This window comes from Mediterraneibacter flintii (assembly GCF_055387595.1).
The window spans coordinates 392,264-409,937 of the sequence record NZ_AP031405.1; the positions used below are offsets into that span (position 1 = coordinate 392,264).

Sequence of the window (17,674 nt, forward strand, 5' to 3'; positions counted from 1 at the left end):
TGTGCTATAGGCGGAAACTGGATAGAATAGAGCATAGAAAGCAGGTGACAGTTTTGAATATAGAGGCATATGACACGGAGTCTTTGAGAAAGCTTGTCAGACTTCTTGAATATGAAAACAGGATATTGAAAGAGAAACTGAAAAGAGAAAATATTCCATATGAGGAAATACATCCTTTCGAAGAGATGATGGATGATGCAGAAGCGTACGATCCGGATCAGGGAGGACGTATTGTTTATCCCCCGTTTATTACAGAGGAGATGGCAAAACGCTTTTTTTCTATGTTTTGGGGAAGGGAAGATGTCTATGCGAAACGGGGCAGGAATGGCGGTTATTTTCCTCAATGTGATAACAGATGGAACGACAAGCTTTGTCCAAAACAGCAGGGAGAAAAGGTGTTTTGTGATGAATGTAAGAATAACCAATGGACAAGGCTGGATGTGAAGAAAATCATTGCACATTTACTTGGGTACAAAGAGGATGGTTCAGATGTAATCGGTGTATATCCACTCTTACCGGACGGAACATGTAGATTCCTTGTGTTTGATTTTGACAATCATGAAAAGGGTGCAGAATCAACGGATTTTGCGAATACCGATAATGAGTGGCATAAAGAAGTGGATGCCCTCAGAAAAATGTGCGAGATAAATGGCATTAAGCCGTTGGTCGAACGTTCACGCTCTGGGAAGGGCGCCCATGTATGGATTTTCTTTAAGAAAGCGATCGCTGCTTCCCAGGCCAGAAATTTTGGATTTCTGTTATTGGATAAGGGGTCCGCCTCTATTAACTTAAAATCTTTTCACTATTATGATAGAATGTATCCTTCACAGGATGTGGCAAGCAGCATTGGAAATCTGATTGCGCTACCTCTGCAGGGACAGGCCCTTAAAAGAGGAAATAGTGCATTTGTAGATGAAAACTGGAATGTATACCCCGATCAATGGGGGATTTTACTTAATAAGACAGAAAAGCTGAGAACAGAAGATATTGAAAAATATATGGCAAAGTGGCAGGCAGAGCTGGCGGAAACCAGAGGGGGACTTACCGGTACAGGTATGAATAACAGGCCAAAGCCTTGGAAAAAGAAGTGTGAGTTTATGAAAGCGGATGTTGTCGGTAAGCTTCATATGGTACTTAGCGATGGTGTCTATATCGATACATTGAATCTTATGCCGAGAATACAAAATCAGATTCGCAGTCTGGCGGCTTTTGATAATCCGGAATTCTATAAAAATAAGAGAATGGGATATTCAAATTATTACAATTTCAGCTCTGTTTATCTGGGGAAGGATATAGACGGTTATATTCAAGTGCCAAGAGGATTGAGAGAACGAATTGCAGAGGAATGTAACAAAACCGGAATAGCTATTGATATATCTGATAAAAGAGAAACGGGACGGCCAATCAGAGTTTGTTTCAAAGGAGATTTGCGGACGCAGCAGGAGCTTGCGGCGGAAAAATTGTTATCCTATTCAGACGGCGTGTTAAGTGCAGCGACTGCATTTGGTAAAACGGTTGTGTGCAGCTATCTGATTGCAGAACGAAAAGTGAATACACTTATTTTGCTGCAAAGTAAAGATTTGCTTAACCAATGGGTGGATGAGCTGAATAAATTTCTGGATATCAGGGAAGAACCGCCAGAGTATGAAACCAAGACGGGAAGAAAGAAAAAAAGAAATAGTGTGATAGGTGTTCTGCATGGAAATAAAAATACATTAACAGGCATTATAGATGTTGCAATGGCGGGTTCGATGTATAGTAAAGGGAAGTTTCATAAGCTGCTTCATTCCTATGGAATGGTAATCATGGACGAATGTCATCATGCGGCATCACATACATCTATGGAGTTATTGCAGAAAATCAATACAAAATATGTGTATGGAGTCTCGGCTACACCAAAACGTGGAGACAGCCTGGACAAGATTATTTATATGCTGCTTGGACCGTTAAGACATAGATTTACAGCTTTAGAAAGAGCACAGGAACAGGGGATAGGACATTATTTTGTTCCCAGATATACGAGAGTGGTTGATACGGCTGACAGTAAGGCGGACATTAATAAAGCGTATAGTTTGATTAGTACCAGTAAGGTCCGCAATGAAATGATTGTAAGCGATGTAAAAAAGAGTATTGCGCAGAAGAAGACTCCGGTTATACTAACCAGATTTAAAGAGCATGCGGAGCTATTGTATGATATGCTGAAAAGGGAAGCCGACTATGTATTTCTTTTATATGGTGGAAATTCAGATAAGGAAAATGCAAATATACGGGTGAAGTTAAAACAGATTCCCAGAGAGGAAAGCCTTATTTTGATTGCGACGGGCCAAAAGATAGGAGAGGGCTTTGATTTCCCGAGACTTGACGTATTGATGCTTGCCGCACCTGTATCTTTTGAGGGGCGCCTGGAACAGTATGTGGGAAGATTAAATCGTGACTATGAAGGGAAAGAGGCGGTTTATGTATATGATTACATTGACGTACATATGAGATATTTTAATAAAATGTATGGAAAAAGGTTGAGAACATATAAGAAGACCGGATTTTCTATATGGATGGAGAATACGAAATCTAAACAAATGATTAATGCGATATATGATTCCGGTAATTATACCGAAAAATTTGAACAGGACATTGTGGAAGCAGAAAAGGCAATCGTGATTTCCAGTCCGGATATCCGACAAGATAAGGTTGAGAGACTGTTATTACTGGTGAGGAAAGGACAAGAAAAAGGTGTGAATGTAACCGTCATTACGACAGAACCAGAGGAAGTTATATATGGTAATGTCGATGCATGCTGCGAATTGATTCGAGAGATGCAGCAGGCAGGAGTTAATGTAGTGACAAAAGAGGAAGTAGGAGAACATTTTGCTGTGATTGATGGTGAATTGGTATGGCATGGAGGAATGAATCTACTTGGCAAGGTGGACGTCTGGGACAATCTGATGCGTATAAAAAATCATCAGGTGGCAGCGGAGCTGTTGGAAATTGCAATGGGTACGGCAGAAAAACCGAAGGAAACAGAAAAAGGAGACGAATAATAGTAGGATTAACACGAGTGGAAGCGTAGACTTTGTTTATTGAGTATAGAATGATGTATTGCTTATATCAATACAATGTAGTATATTAAACATAGAAAAGGGAACACTGTTTCTATGAAAGGAGTTGTTGGTATGGCAAAATCAGCAAGTGTATATGCAAGAATTGACCCCGTATTAAAAGAACAGGCAGAAAGCATTTTATCCGCACTTGGTATTCCGACATCGAATGCGATAGATATGTTTTTTAAGCAGATTGTTTTAAAAAAAGGATTGCCTTTTGAAGTAAAACTTCCGTATGAAAGGCCGGTTTGCATAGATAGTCTTACAGAAGAAGAATTTCATGCAGAGCTTGAAAAAGGATATGCGGATTTACAAGCAGGGCGTACAAAGCCGTTAGAACAGGCGATTGCAGAAATGAGCAGGGATTTTAAGATATGAAATTTGAAGTTGAATTATCCGAAAAGGCAGACAGAGATTTAAGGAATATCTTTCTTTATATTGCGATAGATTTATGCGCGCCTGAAACTGCTGAAAAGCAAGTTAATCGCTTATGGAACGCTATGCGTTCACTTGATGAGCTGCCAGAACGACACCGTCGTTATGAAAATGAACCGTGGCGCAGTCGAGGCATGCGAGTCCTTCCTGTAGATAACTATGTTATATTATATATTCCGGACTTGGAAGAAAAGATTGTGTGCATTGTCGGTGTTATGTATAGTGGACGTGATATAAGCGAACAATTAGAGAAGATTTAATGGGATAAGAAAATTGAGTACGATATAAAAAAAGTAGTTGATCTTTCGACCAGCTACTTTTTTCTATCTGTTTTATCCAAATAACCGGTTTGCTTCCTTCATCCTTTCGGCAATGGAAACACCGAATGGGCAACGCTTTTCACAGCTCTTACAGACAATGCAGTCTTTGCCGGACGCAGACAACGCGTGATAGTGTTCCTTTACTGAGTCAGGGACCTGTGATTGCATAACAGCAAGATCATATAGCTTATTTACCATAGCGATATCAATGCCTGCTGGACAGGGAGCGCAATGACCACAATAGGTACATTGGCCATAATAGGCATGTGCAGGTGCCTGTGACAAAACTGTTGCATAGTCTTTGGCTTCCTCCGAAGCGGTTTCGTAGGCAACAGCTTCTTTTACCTGACGGACAGAATCGAATCCTACCATTACACTTGAGACGGCAGGGCGGGTCAAAGCATAGTGCAGACATTGTACTGGAGTTAAAGAGACACCAAAAGGAGAGGTCTGCTCCGAAAACAGCCTGCCGCCGCCATAACCTTTCATAACGGTAATGCCTACCCCTGCTTTTTCACAGTTCTTATACAGCTCGACACGTTCCGGTGCGATGCCGCGCAACTCCTGATGGTTCTGATAGGTATGCAAAGAATAATAGTCCTCCAGATTTTCTGTGGGTGGCAGCATATCGAAGGCGGGATTAATACTAAATAGGATGACCTCGATTTTTTTACTCTGTACAGCAAGGGAGGCAACCTCAGGATTGTGGGTACTAAGGCCAATATGACGGATGGTTTTTCTGGCTTTTAACTGTTCTATATAGGAGAAGAAATCTCCCCTCATCACCCTGTGAAATTCTGCTGGTTCGTCGATATAGTGTATCATTCCCAAGTCAATATAATCGGTACGAAGCCGCAGAAGCAGATCTTCAAATGCCGGAATGACCTTTTTCATATCACGTGTGCGTGTATACTGTCCGTTTTCCCAGATAGAACCGATGTGCCCCTGAATGATCCATTTTTCACGATGCCCTTCTATAGCGGCGCCAATATTGGAACGAACATTTGGTTCAGACATAAAGCAATCCAGTATGTTGATTCCCTGCTTTTCACAGAAAAAAATGATTTCATGTACCTCTTCTGCACTGTGCCGTTCCAGCCATTCTCCTCCCAGGCCGATTTCACTGACCTTTAGTCCTGTTTTTCCGAGTGCTCTGTATTTCATAATAATTCCTCCTTCTAATATATTTTATTTTCACGGATAAGATGCCGGACAGACAGGGAGAGTATTGCCTTCTTGAACTGTAGGAGGCAATTCCCTTATATACATGCCTATACGGTTTAAAATACTTATTCACAATTATACCAGAAAGAGGAGTTGTCCGACACTAGAATCTATATAGAAATCAATACTATATGGCAATCTCTTTAGAAGTAGTTTATAATAAACCAAGTTAGAACCAGCATATAAGGAGATAGTGCGGCCGATGAAGGGAAAAGTGAGAAATAATATTTTGCTGATGATGACAGCATTTATTTGGGGAAGCTCTTTTGTGGCGCAGAGTGCCGGAATGGATTATATTGGACCGTTTACATTCAATTCTGTTCGTTGTCTAATGGGAGCTGCGGTGCTGTTTCCTGTGATAAAATTTCTGGACAGACAGAAAAAAACGGTTGGAAGAATAGAAAAGGGAAAAGAGATAGAAGAAAATAAAAAGACTCGGAGAAAGGACAGACAGAGCCTGCTTCTTGGGGGCTGTTGTTGTGGTGTTATTCTGGGCGTGGCGAGTTCCTTGCAGTAGTGGGAATGTATTTTTTATGTATTACGAAAGGATTTGCCATTGGAAAAGGAGATTTACTCGTGTGTATTTGTTCGGTGGTTTTTTCGTTACATATCCTGGTAATCGATTATTTTTCGCCTCGTACTGACAGTGTGAAGCTGTCCTGCGTCCAATTCTTGATAAGTGGTGTTATGTGTGCAGTACCTATGCTGATCATAGAGAAACCTTCTTTGGAAGAAATCTTCGCTGCTTGGCTGCCACTCATATATGCGGGGGTATTGTCCTGTGGAGTCGCTTATACATTACAGATTATAGCACAGAAGGATACAGATCCGGCAGTTGCGTCGCTTCTTTTAAGTCTGGAGTCAGTATTTGCCGCACTGACCGGATGGGCTATTTTAGGAGAAAGACTTTCTGCCAGAGAGATGTCTGGCTGCGTATTGGTATTTGCGGCAATTATTCTTGCACAGCTTCCGGAAGGAAATACGGAAAAGAATGAGAAGAAAGACGGATAAAATTCCCCTTATCTCTTGTCATACTGCATTCATATCCCACAGATGTGGAGATGGAGACATTCCGTCTGATAAAGAGTAGTGTTTCGGGAACAGTATAGTACACAGACAAAACCCCTTACCTGCGTATATAACTGAATAAAAATACAGGGAAGAGCTTCCGCAGGAATGGTCTTCGTAGGGGGAATTTAGCTTTCGAGAGTATTCTTTACCCATACAGTTGGAGACATACCGGTATATTTTTTAAATAACTGACTAAAATATTGCGGATTATTACCATAGCCGATTTCTTCGGCAATGTTACAAATTTTGTCGCTGCCCTGCTTTAACAAAAGTTTTTTTGCTAATTCCATCCTTGTATTTGTCAGATAGGCTGAGAATTTGATTCCGGTCTGTCTGACAAACTGTTTACTGACATAATCTACATTCATAAACAAGTAATTTTCAGCGATCCATTTTAGTGAAAGAGAAGAATCGGCAAGGTGTTCATTGACATAGGCAAGAGTCTTTTCAATAAAGTCTTTGTATACGCCGGCGTTTTGGTTTGTCTGGAACAAATAAGGGCTGTGTTCCATGAAATAGGAGCGTATGGAATCCGCTGTTTCCAGTCCGCCCAGATGTACTAAAAATTCTGAAATGTCTGGATTATATTTCTTGTAATAAGAACTGTTATCCGCATATTTTAATATCAGACTGTTTATTATTGTTTTCATTAAATCTGTATCACTCATCTCGGAGAGCTGCTCCTGAAAGGTTTGTAATATCTGCATACTACCATCATCATTGTCTTCAGAGAGTGCTTTGGCAGTGTTATAGGCAAAATGAAGCAGAGCATTATGATTTACGGTTTTGATTTTATGAAGACCGTCCATCAGATATACGACTTCAAAACGGCGCAATTTTGTAAGCAGTGTCTGTAACAGGGCAGAAAGATTCGGGTACAGTTTGTATTCAGTCTGAAAATCCGTACGGCATGCGGGAAAGTGCATTTGCGACAAAAACAATGAAAAGTTATCGACATTTCCATCGGTATTCGGATAAAAAAGAACAAGAGTATTTTTTACATAGAGGATGAAACTGCGAGTTTCGGGAGAGGAAAGAGCAGACTCCCAATTCGCATGGATTTCCTCCAGGGCGGCCGTCAGACAATTTTCAGGAAGGTAGTACAGATAATGCAGGATATAATCAGTGTGCTGAAAATCTAAAAAATGTTCATACTGCGAGAGAAGTGTCTCCGGCGGAAGCTCATTGGAAAGACTCTCTGTGATAATACTGCGCAGGATAGTCTGATACAGAGTGTTGGCGAACAGCAGATTTTTTTCCTGGATTTCTAAAAATGCGCGGCGTCTTTGACAGTCTGCGGTTACTTGTTTCATTATATCTATAATTTGGTATTCGTTACAAGGTTTTAATAGATAATGCCGTACTCCGTATTGCATTGCCTCCTTTGCATACTCAAACTCTCCGTAGCCCGAAAGAATAATAAACTGAATATTCTGATTAAGCTCAGATACTTTCTGTATAAGTTCCAATCCAGAAAGACCGGGCATTTTTATATCCGTCAGAACAATATCCGGATATTCATCTAATACCATATCATATGCTTCTATCCCATTTTTACACAGACCAACGACTTCTATACCTAAGGAGTTCCAATCGATGAGATCGTGAATCATTTCTCGTATTACTCTTTCATCATCTGCAATTAATAAACGTAACATGTTTGAACCTGCTTTCTTTTGTGATTATAGTATGCTGCCGGTTTTATATATGGTGATAAGGAAATATTATTTCCGCGACAGCGAAATCTTCTTCATTGTACAGGGAAAGTCCGTATGTGTTTCCCCAAGTCAGCTGTATCCTGTGGTGGATATTTAAAAGTCCGATACCGAAACCGCTAGGTGTGTGTCCCCCTGCTTCTAACTTAGACAACAGGTTGTCTTCGAATTGGGAACCACTGTTTTTGACGCAGAGTTGTATGAGGTTATTTTCCGTTAAATGACCACATATATAAATATAGCAGCCTTCCGTCACCTCTTCCAGAGCATGTATGATAGAATTTTCTACTAGGGGCTGAAGTATCAGCTTAGGAAGAAAGGCGTCTTTTAGCATATCCTCTATCTCTATCTCATAATACAGCCTGTCATCATACCGTATTTGCTGGATTGTCATATAGTTCTCGATGAGTTTTAATTCCATGCCCAGCGTATAATTCTGCGTTTTGGAGCTTAAAGTCGTACGCAGTAGATTTCCGAGAGATTCAATCATCAGGGAAATGGTATCCGCATGGAGAGCCTTAGCACGCCAGTTGATAGATTCCAGTGTATTGTACAGAAAATGGGGATTGATCTGTGCTTCTAAAGCCTTAATCTGCGCTTCTTTCATTAACAACTCGTTTTTATAGTTGACAGTAATCAAATCTTGTATTTGACATGCCATTTTGTCAAATTGCTGATGAATGATACCCAGTTCGTCCATACGGGTACTATAATCATATCCTACATCTATGATTTTATCTTCGGATTTTCCGAAAGACTGCATTTTATCGATAAGTGTGTTAAAATGGCGTGTCAGGCTGTTTATAAGAAAACTTGAAAACAATATACACATGAATATACCAAATCCAAGAATAAGCAGACAGCGTACATACGCCTCCTGCAGGGTCTGGTGAATATCAGCGTAGGAAACAAGACATACATATTCCCAATCATAATTCGGGATATTGCCTTTTACTGCGAAATATTTCTGGCGCTCCAGTGTGACAATAGAATAGGTGTCATCGGAAATGTCGGATAGCTTTTTGACAGAAGTATCCGACATTCCTTCCGGACGATAGATGAGATTCGTTCCATCTGTTAATACATAATAAGCGGAATTATAGTCTTGATGGAAATTAGAAGCAGCAGAAATTAAGCGGTCTATATCTATCTTGAGCGTTAGGATACCCAGAGGTTCCAGACTCAAATGTTCTACCTCCCGGATAGAACGGGTAAGGAACAGACCGTCTTCTTTGGCAAATTCTGTTACCCATACAGCTTTTCCGCCAGCTTCCTGTGCGTACCGGTAAAGAGTGGGCGCGATTTCTTCGGGAATAGGTTCCGAAGAGGAAGAATAGGAGGTCATCTCAAAATTGTAATTATATAAATGGATAGAGGAAATATTATTTTGTTTATACTGAAGATAATAGTTCTGTATGACCGTATAGAGACGGTAATAATGTTGATTATTGGCGGTGGATATGTTTTCGTCGTGCATGGCGGATAGCTCTGCTTGTATCACACTGTCTGAAAAGATAACGTCAGCCAGTGTACCTGCAGCATCCAGCGTACGTTGGATTTCTGTAGAGGAGTAAGACAGGGAATCGGCAGTTGAACGATAAAGAGACTTTGTATAGGCGTTGATGATAATATGGATACCGGGTATAAAAATAAATATACACAGAAAAATATTTACAAATACGATGATAAATGTAAATTTATATTTTAAGGAAAGATTATTGATATATTTTTCTATTTTTCTTTTTAGTTTTTTCATACTTAGAGCCCCATTTCAAAACGATATTCGGTTGTTAACAGTGTAACAATTCTTATATAAATAGACAATGGATTATAGAGAAAAGACGGTTTTTTTGAAGAAAAAGACGGTTTATTTCATCGACTTGTTTCCGGGAATCCTTATAATAAAAGTTACGAGAGTAAGACAGACATAAGGTAAGACAAACCACATAAAAAGGAGGAAAAAATATGAGGAAAGCAAAGAGATGGACGGCATTCGCACTGACGGGCGTACTTGCTGTTACTGCACTGGCAGGATGCGGAAGTTCACAAAGCGACGGAGAAAAAAAGGAAGCAAAAGGGGGAGACAAACAGCTGACCGTTTCCTGGTGGGGAAATCAGGTTCGTAATGAAGGAACGCAGAAGGCGCTGGATCTGTTTGCAGAAGAAAATCCCGGAGTGACATTTGACGGTCAGTTTTCAGAAGGCGCAGATTATTGGAACAAGCTTGCTACGTCAGCGGCGGGAGGAAATCTTCCGGATGTTATTCAGATGGATTATGCATATCTGGATCAGTATGCAAGCAGCGATCAGCTTCTGGATTTAACTCCTTACATTGAAAATGGAGATATCAATGTAGAAAACTGCGATGAAGGCGTATTGAACTCTGGAAAAGTGGGAGACAAATTATATGCGCTGTGTATTGGCGTGAATGCGCCGGCCTTATTGTATAATAAGACGCTGCTAGAAGATAACGGGATCGAAATCAAAGACAATATGACGACAGATGAATTTATTGATGTTTGTCGTGAGGTCTATGAAAAAACGGGATATAAGACAAATATCAGTTATGGCATCAGCGTGCAGTATCTGGAGTGCTGGCTGAGAGGAGAAGGGATCCCGTTGTTTGAGGATGGCAAACTGGGTGGAGATTCTTCCAAGCCATATGAAGAATATTTTAAGATCTATGAAGAGGGAATTACAGAGGGATGGCATATTGAATCCTCTGTGTACGCAGAGCGAACGGTCGGAGCGCCGGAACAGGATACATTGGTTTACGGCTCTGGTCCGGACACACGTTCCTGGTGCGCGTTTGTATATTCCAATCAGTTGTCCGCATATAAGAATGCTGCGCCGGATGACATGGAAATTGGAATTACAACATGGCCGTCAGACGATCCTTTGAAATCAAATTATCTGAAGCCAAGCCAGTTCTTCTCTATTTCAAAAGATACTGAGAATGTAGAAGAGGCAATCAAACTCTTAGACTTCTGGACAAATTCTGTAGAGTGTAACGAAATTTTACTGGGAGAAAGAGGGGTGCCGCTGTCATCCGAAGTATCTGAAGCAATTCTTCCGAAACTGGATGAAAATGGACAGCTTGTGACAAGCTATATTAACGATGTTGTAACGCCGAATTCTTCACCAATCGATCCGCCGTATCCGGATGGTTCAAGTGAGGTGACGGATACATACTGGAAATTATTGGAGCAGATCTGCTATGGCGAGATTTCTGCAGAAGAGGCAGGAAAGCAGCTTTATGAAGAAGGAAATAAGATTTTAGCTTCAAAGGCAGAGTAGGCGAGAAATGGAGTAAGTGATGAAAAGACTGAAACGTATGATGGGGAAGGAGGAAACGGCAGGGTTTATTTTTACTCTGCCGTTCCTGATAGGATTTTTGTTCTTTATGATAGTGCCGATGGGAATCTCCTTGTACTATTCTTTTTGCAAGTTTGATATCCTGACCCCGCCTGAATTTATAGGGTTAAAAAATTATATAGATATGGTGGCGGATCCCACGTTCTGGCAGACAGTAAAAGTGACGTTTTTCTTTGCTTTTGTTTCTGTTCCGCTGAAACTGATATTTGCTTTGCTCGTGGCGCTGCTTCTGTTACGGAACACGAAATTGTCCGGCTTCTACCGCGCGGCATATTATCTTCCGTCTATTATCGGCGGTTCCGTAGCGGTATCTATTTTGTGGAAACGTATGTTTGCTGTGGACGGCGTGATCAATAAATTGCTGAATACAGTGGGAATAGACAGTAGTGTTTCATGGCTGGGAGAGAAAAGTACGGCAATCTGGGTGCTGATTCTGCTGGTTGTGTGGCAGTTTGGTTCCTCCATGCTGATTTTTTTGTCAGCGCTGAAGCAAATTCCGAGTACACTTTATGAGGCTGCAATGATGGACGGTGCGGGCTCGGTAAAGAGATTTTTCAAAATTACCCTTCCGCTTCTGACGCCGACGATTTTCTTTAATCTGGTTATGCAGATTATTAATGGATTTTTAACTTTTACCCAGTGTTTTATTATTACACAAGGAAAACCGATGAATTCCACGCTTTTGTATACGGTGTACATGTATCAACAGTCGTTTGAATTTAGAAACACAGGATACGGTTCGGCGCTCGCATGGGTAATGTTCCTTATTCTGGGATTAATTACAGCGGTTCTGTTTAAAACAAAGAAATACTGGGTGTATGAAGGAGGAGTTTAATCATGAAGAAAAAGACGGTACGTTCTATCGTTTATAATGCAGTGGTACTTGTCGTCGGACTGATTATGATATATCCTCTGCTCTGGATGGTTATGAGTTCCTTTAAGGATACAAACACCATATTTACGACAGCAAATTCTCTGTTGCCGGATAAATTTACGTTGGATAATTATATCAATGGCTGGAAGGGATTTGCAGGAGTTGGATTTGAAATATTTTTTAAAAATTCTTTTTTCCTGTCCATTGTAGGGACAGTGGGAACACTCCTGTCTTCTTCTATTGTGGCTTACGGATTCGCGCGCTTTCAATTCAAAGGGAAAAAAATTCTGTTTGCCGCAATGATTACCACTATGATGCTGCCGGCGCAGGTGTTGATGATTCCGCAGTATTTGTGGTATAACCAACTTGGCTGGGTCGGTTCATATCTTCCTCTGACTGTGCCGTTTTTCTTTGCTATACAGGGATTCTTCGTATATTTGATGACGAACTTTATCGGAGGAATTCCGCGCGAGCTTGACGAGGCGGCAAAAATTGATGGATGTTCTTATTTCGGAATATTCAGGAGAGTTATCCTTCCGCTTATGAAACCGGCGATTGTAACGGCGCTTATCTTTTCCTTTATGTGGCGTTGGGATGATTTCCTGTCGGCTCTTTTATATGTAAACCAGTCAGATAAATATCCGGTCAGCCTGGCGCTAAAGCTGTTCTGCGATCCGGGTTCCTCATCGGATTATGGCGCGATGTTTGCGATGGCAACCTTGTCCATTCTTCCGGCGGTAATTATTTTTATTGTATTTCAGAAATATCTGGTAGATGGAATCAGCACATCTGGTTTGAAGGGATAAAAAAGTATTTTTAAAGTGGAAAGAGCGTCTAAGAAAAAGATAAGGCGTTCTTTCGTTTTGTTATTATAGAAAATGAAATGAGGAGGTAATTTTTATGCTGTACGGCGTTTCTTTTTATCCGGAACAGAAAGACAAACAGGAATTACAACATGACATACAACTGCTGGAGGAATCAGGGATTAATACGGTACGGATGGGAGAATTTGCATGGTGCCGTTTTGAACCGGAAGAAGGGAAGTTCCACTTTACATGGTTAGATGAAGTAGTAGAGGAGTTGGGCAAAAAAGGAATCCAAACGATTATATGTACGCCTACTGCTTGTCCTCCGGCATGGCTGGTTGAAAAATATCCGGAAATTCTTTATGTGGATAACAGAGGAATTACACGTCCGTTTGGAGGGCGTCGCCATTACTGCTATAATAATGAAATCTATCGTCGTTATTCCGGCAGAATTGCGGAAAAAATAACGGAGCATTATGGAAAGAATCCTTATGTGGCAGGATTCCAGATAGACAATGAGCTGGCGCAGGAGGGAACGGGCAGGTGCCACTGCGCAGTGTGCAGAAAAAAATTCCAAAGCTATATGAGAAATAAATATCATACAGTGGAGGAATTGAACCGTCGAATTGGCGGAGTATTTTGGTCAGGGGAGTATTCGGATTTTTCTCAAATTGAAATTCCTGTCAATACAATAGAGGTTGGAGCGACGCAACAAATTGAAGCGTTTTATGAGAATCCGTCTGTCAGGCTGGATTTTGAGAGATTTGCGGATGAGAGTCTCAGAGAATACCAGGATATTCAGAAAAAAGTAATGAAAACGTACACGAATAAACCGGTAACGACAAATGCTACAGGACTTGCTACGAATAGTATCGATTATTATAAAGGCTTTCGGGATCTGGATGTATATGCGTTCGATTATTATCCAGAATTAAGAGACAGCAAAGCAGATACTTTTCCCTACGCTTTTGGCAGAGGAATAAAGCAAGGGCAGAATTTCTGGGTGATGGAATTTATGTCAGGCGGCGGTCATCGATTCAGTGGTTCCGGAAGAAGACAACCTAATCCGGGGGCATTGAAAAAAGCAGTGTTTCAGGCGTTTGCCAATGGAGCAGGGGCGATGCTGCATTTTCAGTTCAGAACATTTCCTTTTGGAGCAGAACAACTGAATTATGCGATTGTAGACGCGGATGGAGTGCCGCGCAGACGGTATTATGAAATGCAGGAAACAGCGCGGCTGCTCAAGAAAATAGAAAAGTATGAGAGCGCGGAATTTAAAAACGAGACCGCGATTTGTCTGGACTATGAGACCTATTGGGCGCTTCGCATTAAGCCGGTCAATGATCCGGTATTTGAGTATTTGCGATATTGCGGAGAAATATATCAATTATTGGAAGCACAGGGTATACAGGCGGATGTTATCTCTGTGAAAGAAGATATTACACCGTACAAAACAGTTATTTTACCCTCTGCGTTTATTTTAGACGAACAGGACAGAGAGAGGCTGAAAACCTATGTGCAAAACGGCGGAAACCTCGTCGCGACATTTTTAAGCAGCGTGAAAAACAGAGATAATATCGGATATACAGAAACACTGCCGGCGGGACTGACAGACGTATTTGGAATTGAAGTAGAAGAAGTAGAGCCTGTATTCGAAAGTAATCATGCGAATATAAAGCTGGAATTGGACGGGAAGTATCTGGAAGGGCAGGACGGAATCTGGTGCGATTTATTAGGTGGTACGGCAAAGATGATAGGCAGCTATCAGGACTCTTATAAAGCAGGAAAAGGAATTGTTTCCGAGAACTGTTTTGGAGAAGGGCATGCCTACTATATCGGAACGGCGCTATCCGCAGAGCTGATGGAAGAATTGCTGGTATGGATCTGTGATAAGGCGGGAGTTAGAAAACATCCGTTTCAAAAGAAAAATGGCGTAGAGGTGGTTACTCGTTTCTATGAAGGTCGTCCGGTATACTTTTTTATAAACCAGTCCGGGAAAGCGGCAGAGATAGATCTGGAGGAACGCTATGAAGAATGTATTGAGGAAAAACAGCTGGAAGAGAAGCTGCATCTTGACAGTCAGGGGATCGCTGTACTGACTCCGTCTGTCGCAGGCGGATTAAAAGTAAACCATGAGAAAAATCCTATAGGAATCCAGAAAATTGAACAGATTTCATGGATACTGCAGTCAGAGGAGAAAAATATAAAACAAATGTCCTACCGGATACAGATTGCGCAAGACGAGGGATTTGCCCGACTTATCTATGACAGCGGGACGATATATTCAGAAGAGTCCGCGTATGTACGAATCGGAGAAGTGGACTTGAAACCGGTACAAAAATATTATCTCAGGGTATATGTGACGGACAGCACAGGAAGAAGTGGCTGTCTCAAAGGGCATTTCGTAACTACTCTGCACAGAGAAGAAGAGTGGAAAGGAGATTTTATTACTGTAGAAACAGAGGCAGAAAAGGAAAAATCGCAAAGCTTTTACGTACGCGGAGAATTTCAGACGAAAGGGGAAATAAAGTCTGCATATGTAATGTCTACGGCATTAGGGGTATATCATGCTTATCTGAACGGAGAAAAAATAGGAGAGGATGAGCTGACTCCGGGGTGGACGTCTTACCGGAAGCATATTCGGTATCAGATGTATGATGTAAAGGAGATGCTGCGGCAGGGAAAAAATGTGATCGGCGCATTGGTCGGCGCGGGCTGGTATAAAGGTAAAATGGGATTTTTACTGCGCCGTAATAATTACGGAACCAGAGCTGCATTTTCCTGCCAGCTTTTTATAGAATATGAAAATGGTGGAACAGAGATTGTAAAAACAGATGCTTCCTGGAGAGGGCATAAAGGGCCGATACTGTTTTCGGAGATTTATGACGGAGAATACTATGACGCAAGAGAGGAAATAGAAGGATGGAATAAGACGGAGTGCAGTTGTGAAAAATGGGAGAATGTCCGTAAAGTCCCTTGGAATGTACAAACCTTGAAACCACAAAGCGGAGCAAAAGTAAAATGTATGGAGAAAATTCCGGCAAAACGGATTTTTACCACGCCGGCAGGAGAAACGGTTGTAGATTTCGGGCAGAACTTAACCGGATGGATTGCATGCCGGGTAAAGGGAAAAAGAGGAGATAAAGTAGAACTGAATTGTTTCGAGGTGTTGGATAGAGAGGGAAATGTATACAGGGAAAATCTAAGGACTGCTAAGCAGACTGTGACCTATGTTTTAAAAGATGAAAAAGAGGTCGTTTTTTATCCGAATTTTACTTATCAGGGCTTCCAATATGCGAAGATCGCATCTTATCCGGGAATACCGAAAGCTTCTGATTTTACTGCCTGCGTTTTGTATTCAGAGATGGAACACACAGGTGATTTCCATTGTTCCAATGAGGACGTTAACCAGTTGCAGCATAATATTCTGTGGGGAATGAAAGGAAATTTTCTGGATATTCCTACAGACTGTCCACAGAGGGACGAACGGGTGGGCTGGACGGGGGACGTGCAGATTTTCTGCGGTACCTCCTGCTATTTAATGGATACGTATGTATTTTACCGTAAATGGCTTTGCGATCTGACGATGGATCAGAGAGAAGACGGAGGCGTGCCTCATGTGATACCGGACTTTATTGGGGATTGTCCGGGGAAGGACTGGCTGTTAAGCCAGGGTACCCATTCTGCGGCGGCATGGGCAGATGTGGCAGTGGTACTGCCATGGACATTATACCGGATATACGGAGATATGCAGATTCTGGAAGAACAATACGAAAGTATGAAGAAGTGGATTCAGTTTATGGAAAGACACGCTGAAGATTATATCTGGAATTACCGTCTTCAATTCGGAGATTGGGTCGCTCTGGATGCTGAAGAGGGCAGTTATTTTGGGGCAACGCCAAATGAATTAACCTGTACTGCTTATTTTGCATATTCCACAGGGCTTATGGAAAAAATCAGTACGATTTTGGGAAAAACAGAAGATGCGGCATATTATCGCCGCTTATACGACAATATAGCAGAAAAATATCAACATTCTTTTTTTGATGAAACAGGACACCTGATGGCACAGACCCAGACAGCGCAGATTATTACCTTACAGTTTGGGCTGGCACCGGAAGAATACAGGAAAAATGTGCAGCAGGATCTGCTGCGGCTCTTGCAGAAGGAAAACGGGCACCTTGTGACAGGATTCGTGGGAACACCATATTTTTGTCATGTGTTGAGCGAGGCAGGTTATATAAAGGAAGCATATGAACTATTGCTGAAAGAGGATTTTCCCTCCTGGCTGTATCAGGTGAAAAACGGAGCAACAACGATATGGGAGCACTGGGATGGGAAAAAACCAGACGGAACTATGTGGAGTCCGGACATGAATTCTTTTAATCACTATGCTTACGGAGCTGTAGGAGAGTGGTTGTACCGGGCAGTAGCGGGAATAAATGTGGCAGAGGACGGAGCCGGTTATAAGAAGATTTTAATACGTCCGTATATTGGAGGCAGGTTAAGTTACGCCAGAGGGACGTTCCGTTCTGTTTATGGAAAGATAGAATCCCGCTGGCAGGAGGAAAATGGAACTGTGACGCTGCGGATACGGATTCCGGCGAATACAACCGCGCAAATCTGCCTGGAACAGGCGACGGAGATTGTAAAAAGCGGAGAGATAAAATTAACATCATCTAAGGAAGGATATACAGGAAGTTGTGGCTCAGGGACCTATACCATTGTATATCGGATATGAAAAGAAAAGGGAAAG

General features: G+C 41.6%; 10 protein-coding genes and 1 pseudogene. 8 read left to right on the forward strand and 3 right to left on the reverse strand.

Translation table 11 applies throughout. The features are described 5' to 3' along the window. The first annotated feature begins 44 nt into the window (after nt 1-44). The 3 genes from ACZ5C4_RS01830 (at nt 45) to ACZ5C4_RS01840 (ending at nt 3,793) form a co-directional block, all read left to right on the forward strand. Nucleotides 45-3,038: a TOTE conflict system archaeo-eukaryotic primase domain-containing protein gene (locus tag ACZ5C4_RS01830; RefSeq protein WP_464519558.1), complete on the forward strand. Its 2,994-nt coding sequence runs from the start codon at nt 45-47 to the stop codon at nt 3,036-3,038. Between the two features lie 132 nt (nt 3,039-3,170). Further along, nucleotides 3,171-3,476 carry a type II toxin-antitoxin system RelB/DinJ family antitoxin gene (locus ACZ5C4_RS01835; RefSeq protein WP_464519559.1) on the forward strand — a complete coding sequence of 102 codons (306 nt, stop codon included), beginning with the start codon at nt 3,171-3,173 and terminating at the stop codon, nt 3,474-3,476. Continuing rightward, nucleotides 3,473-3,793 carry a type II toxin-antitoxin system RelE/ParE family toxin gene (locus ACZ5C4_RS01840; RefSeq protein WP_464519560.1) on the forward strand — a complete coding sequence of 107 codons (321 nt, stop codon included), beginning with the start codon at nt 3,473-3,475 and terminating at the stop codon, nt 3,791-3,793. Before ACZ5C4_RS01835 ends, ACZ5C4_RS01840 begins: the two co-directional genes overlap by 4 nt. A 72-nt stretch (nt 3,794-3,865) precedes the next feature. Here the strand turns inward: ACZ5C4_RS01840 and ACZ5C4_RS01845 are convergent, their stop codons facing one another. Then, entirely contained in the window at nt 3,866-5,017 is a 1,152-nt protein-coding gene (locus ACZ5C4_RS01845; RefSeq protein WP_464519561.1) for an aldo/keto reductase, read from the reverse strand. A 262-nt stretch (nt 5,018-5,279) separates the two neighbouring features. On the opposite strand from ACZ5C4_RS01845, the pseudogene ACZ5C4_RS01850 reads away from it, so the two are divergent. Continuing rightward, nucleotides 5,280-6,088: pseudogene (locus tag ACZ5C4_RS01850) on the forward strand (DMT family transporter). A gap of 185 nt (nt 6,089-6,273) precedes the next feature. On the opposite strand, the gene ACZ5C4_RS01855 reads toward ACZ5C4_RS01850, so the two are convergent. Next, on the reverse strand, nt 6,274-7,806 hold the full coding sequence (locus ACZ5C4_RS01855; protein ID WP_464519562.1) for a response regulator transcription factor: 1,533 nt from the start codon (nt 7,804-7,806) through the stop codon (nt 6,274-6,276). Between the two features lie 43 nt (nt 7,807-7,849). After that, entirely contained in the window at nt 7,850-9,619 is a 1,770-nt protein-coding gene (locus ACZ5C4_RS01860; protein WP_464519563.1) for a cache domain-containing sensor histidine kinase, read from the reverse strand. Nucleotides 9,620-9,828: 209 nt separating this feature from the next. Here ACZ5C4_RS01860 and ACZ5C4_RS01865 point away from each other — a divergent pair, with 209 nt between their 5' ends. The 4 genes from ACZ5C4_RS01865 (at nt 9,829) to ACZ5C4_RS01880 (ending at nt 17,659) form a co-directional block, all read left to right on the forward strand. Continuing rightward, the gene (locus tag ACZ5C4_RS01865; protein ID WP_464519564.1) at nt 9,829-11,160 is read left to right on the forward strand and encodes an ABC transporter substrate-binding protein; all 1,332 of its coding nucleotides are present in this window, start codon (nt 9,829-9,831) and stop codon (nt 11,158-11,160) included. A 19-nt stretch (nt 11,161-11,179) separates the two neighbouring features. Then, nucleotides 11,180-12,073, forward strand: a complete 894-nt coding sequence (locus ACZ5C4_RS01870; protein ID WP_464519565.1) for a carbohydrate ABC transporter permease — start codon at nt 11,180-11,182, stop codon at nt 12,071-12,073. Nucleotides 12,074-12,075: 2 nt separating this feature from the next. Next, nucleotides 12,076-12,918: a carbohydrate ABC transporter permease gene (locus tag ACZ5C4_RS01875; protein WP_464519566.1), complete on the forward strand. Its 843-nt coding sequence runs from the start codon at nt 12,076-12,078 to the stop codon at nt 12,916-12,918. Nucleotides 12,919-13,012: 94 nt separating this feature from the next. Continuing rightward, nucleotides 13,013-17,659 (forward strand): family 78 glycoside hydrolase catalytic domain, encoded by a 4,647-nt coding sequence (locus ACZ5C4_RS01880; protein ID WP_464519567.1) that lies wholly within the window; start codon nt 13,013-13,015, stop codon nt 17,657-17,659. Nucleotides 17,660-17,674: the final 15 nt, after the last annotated feature.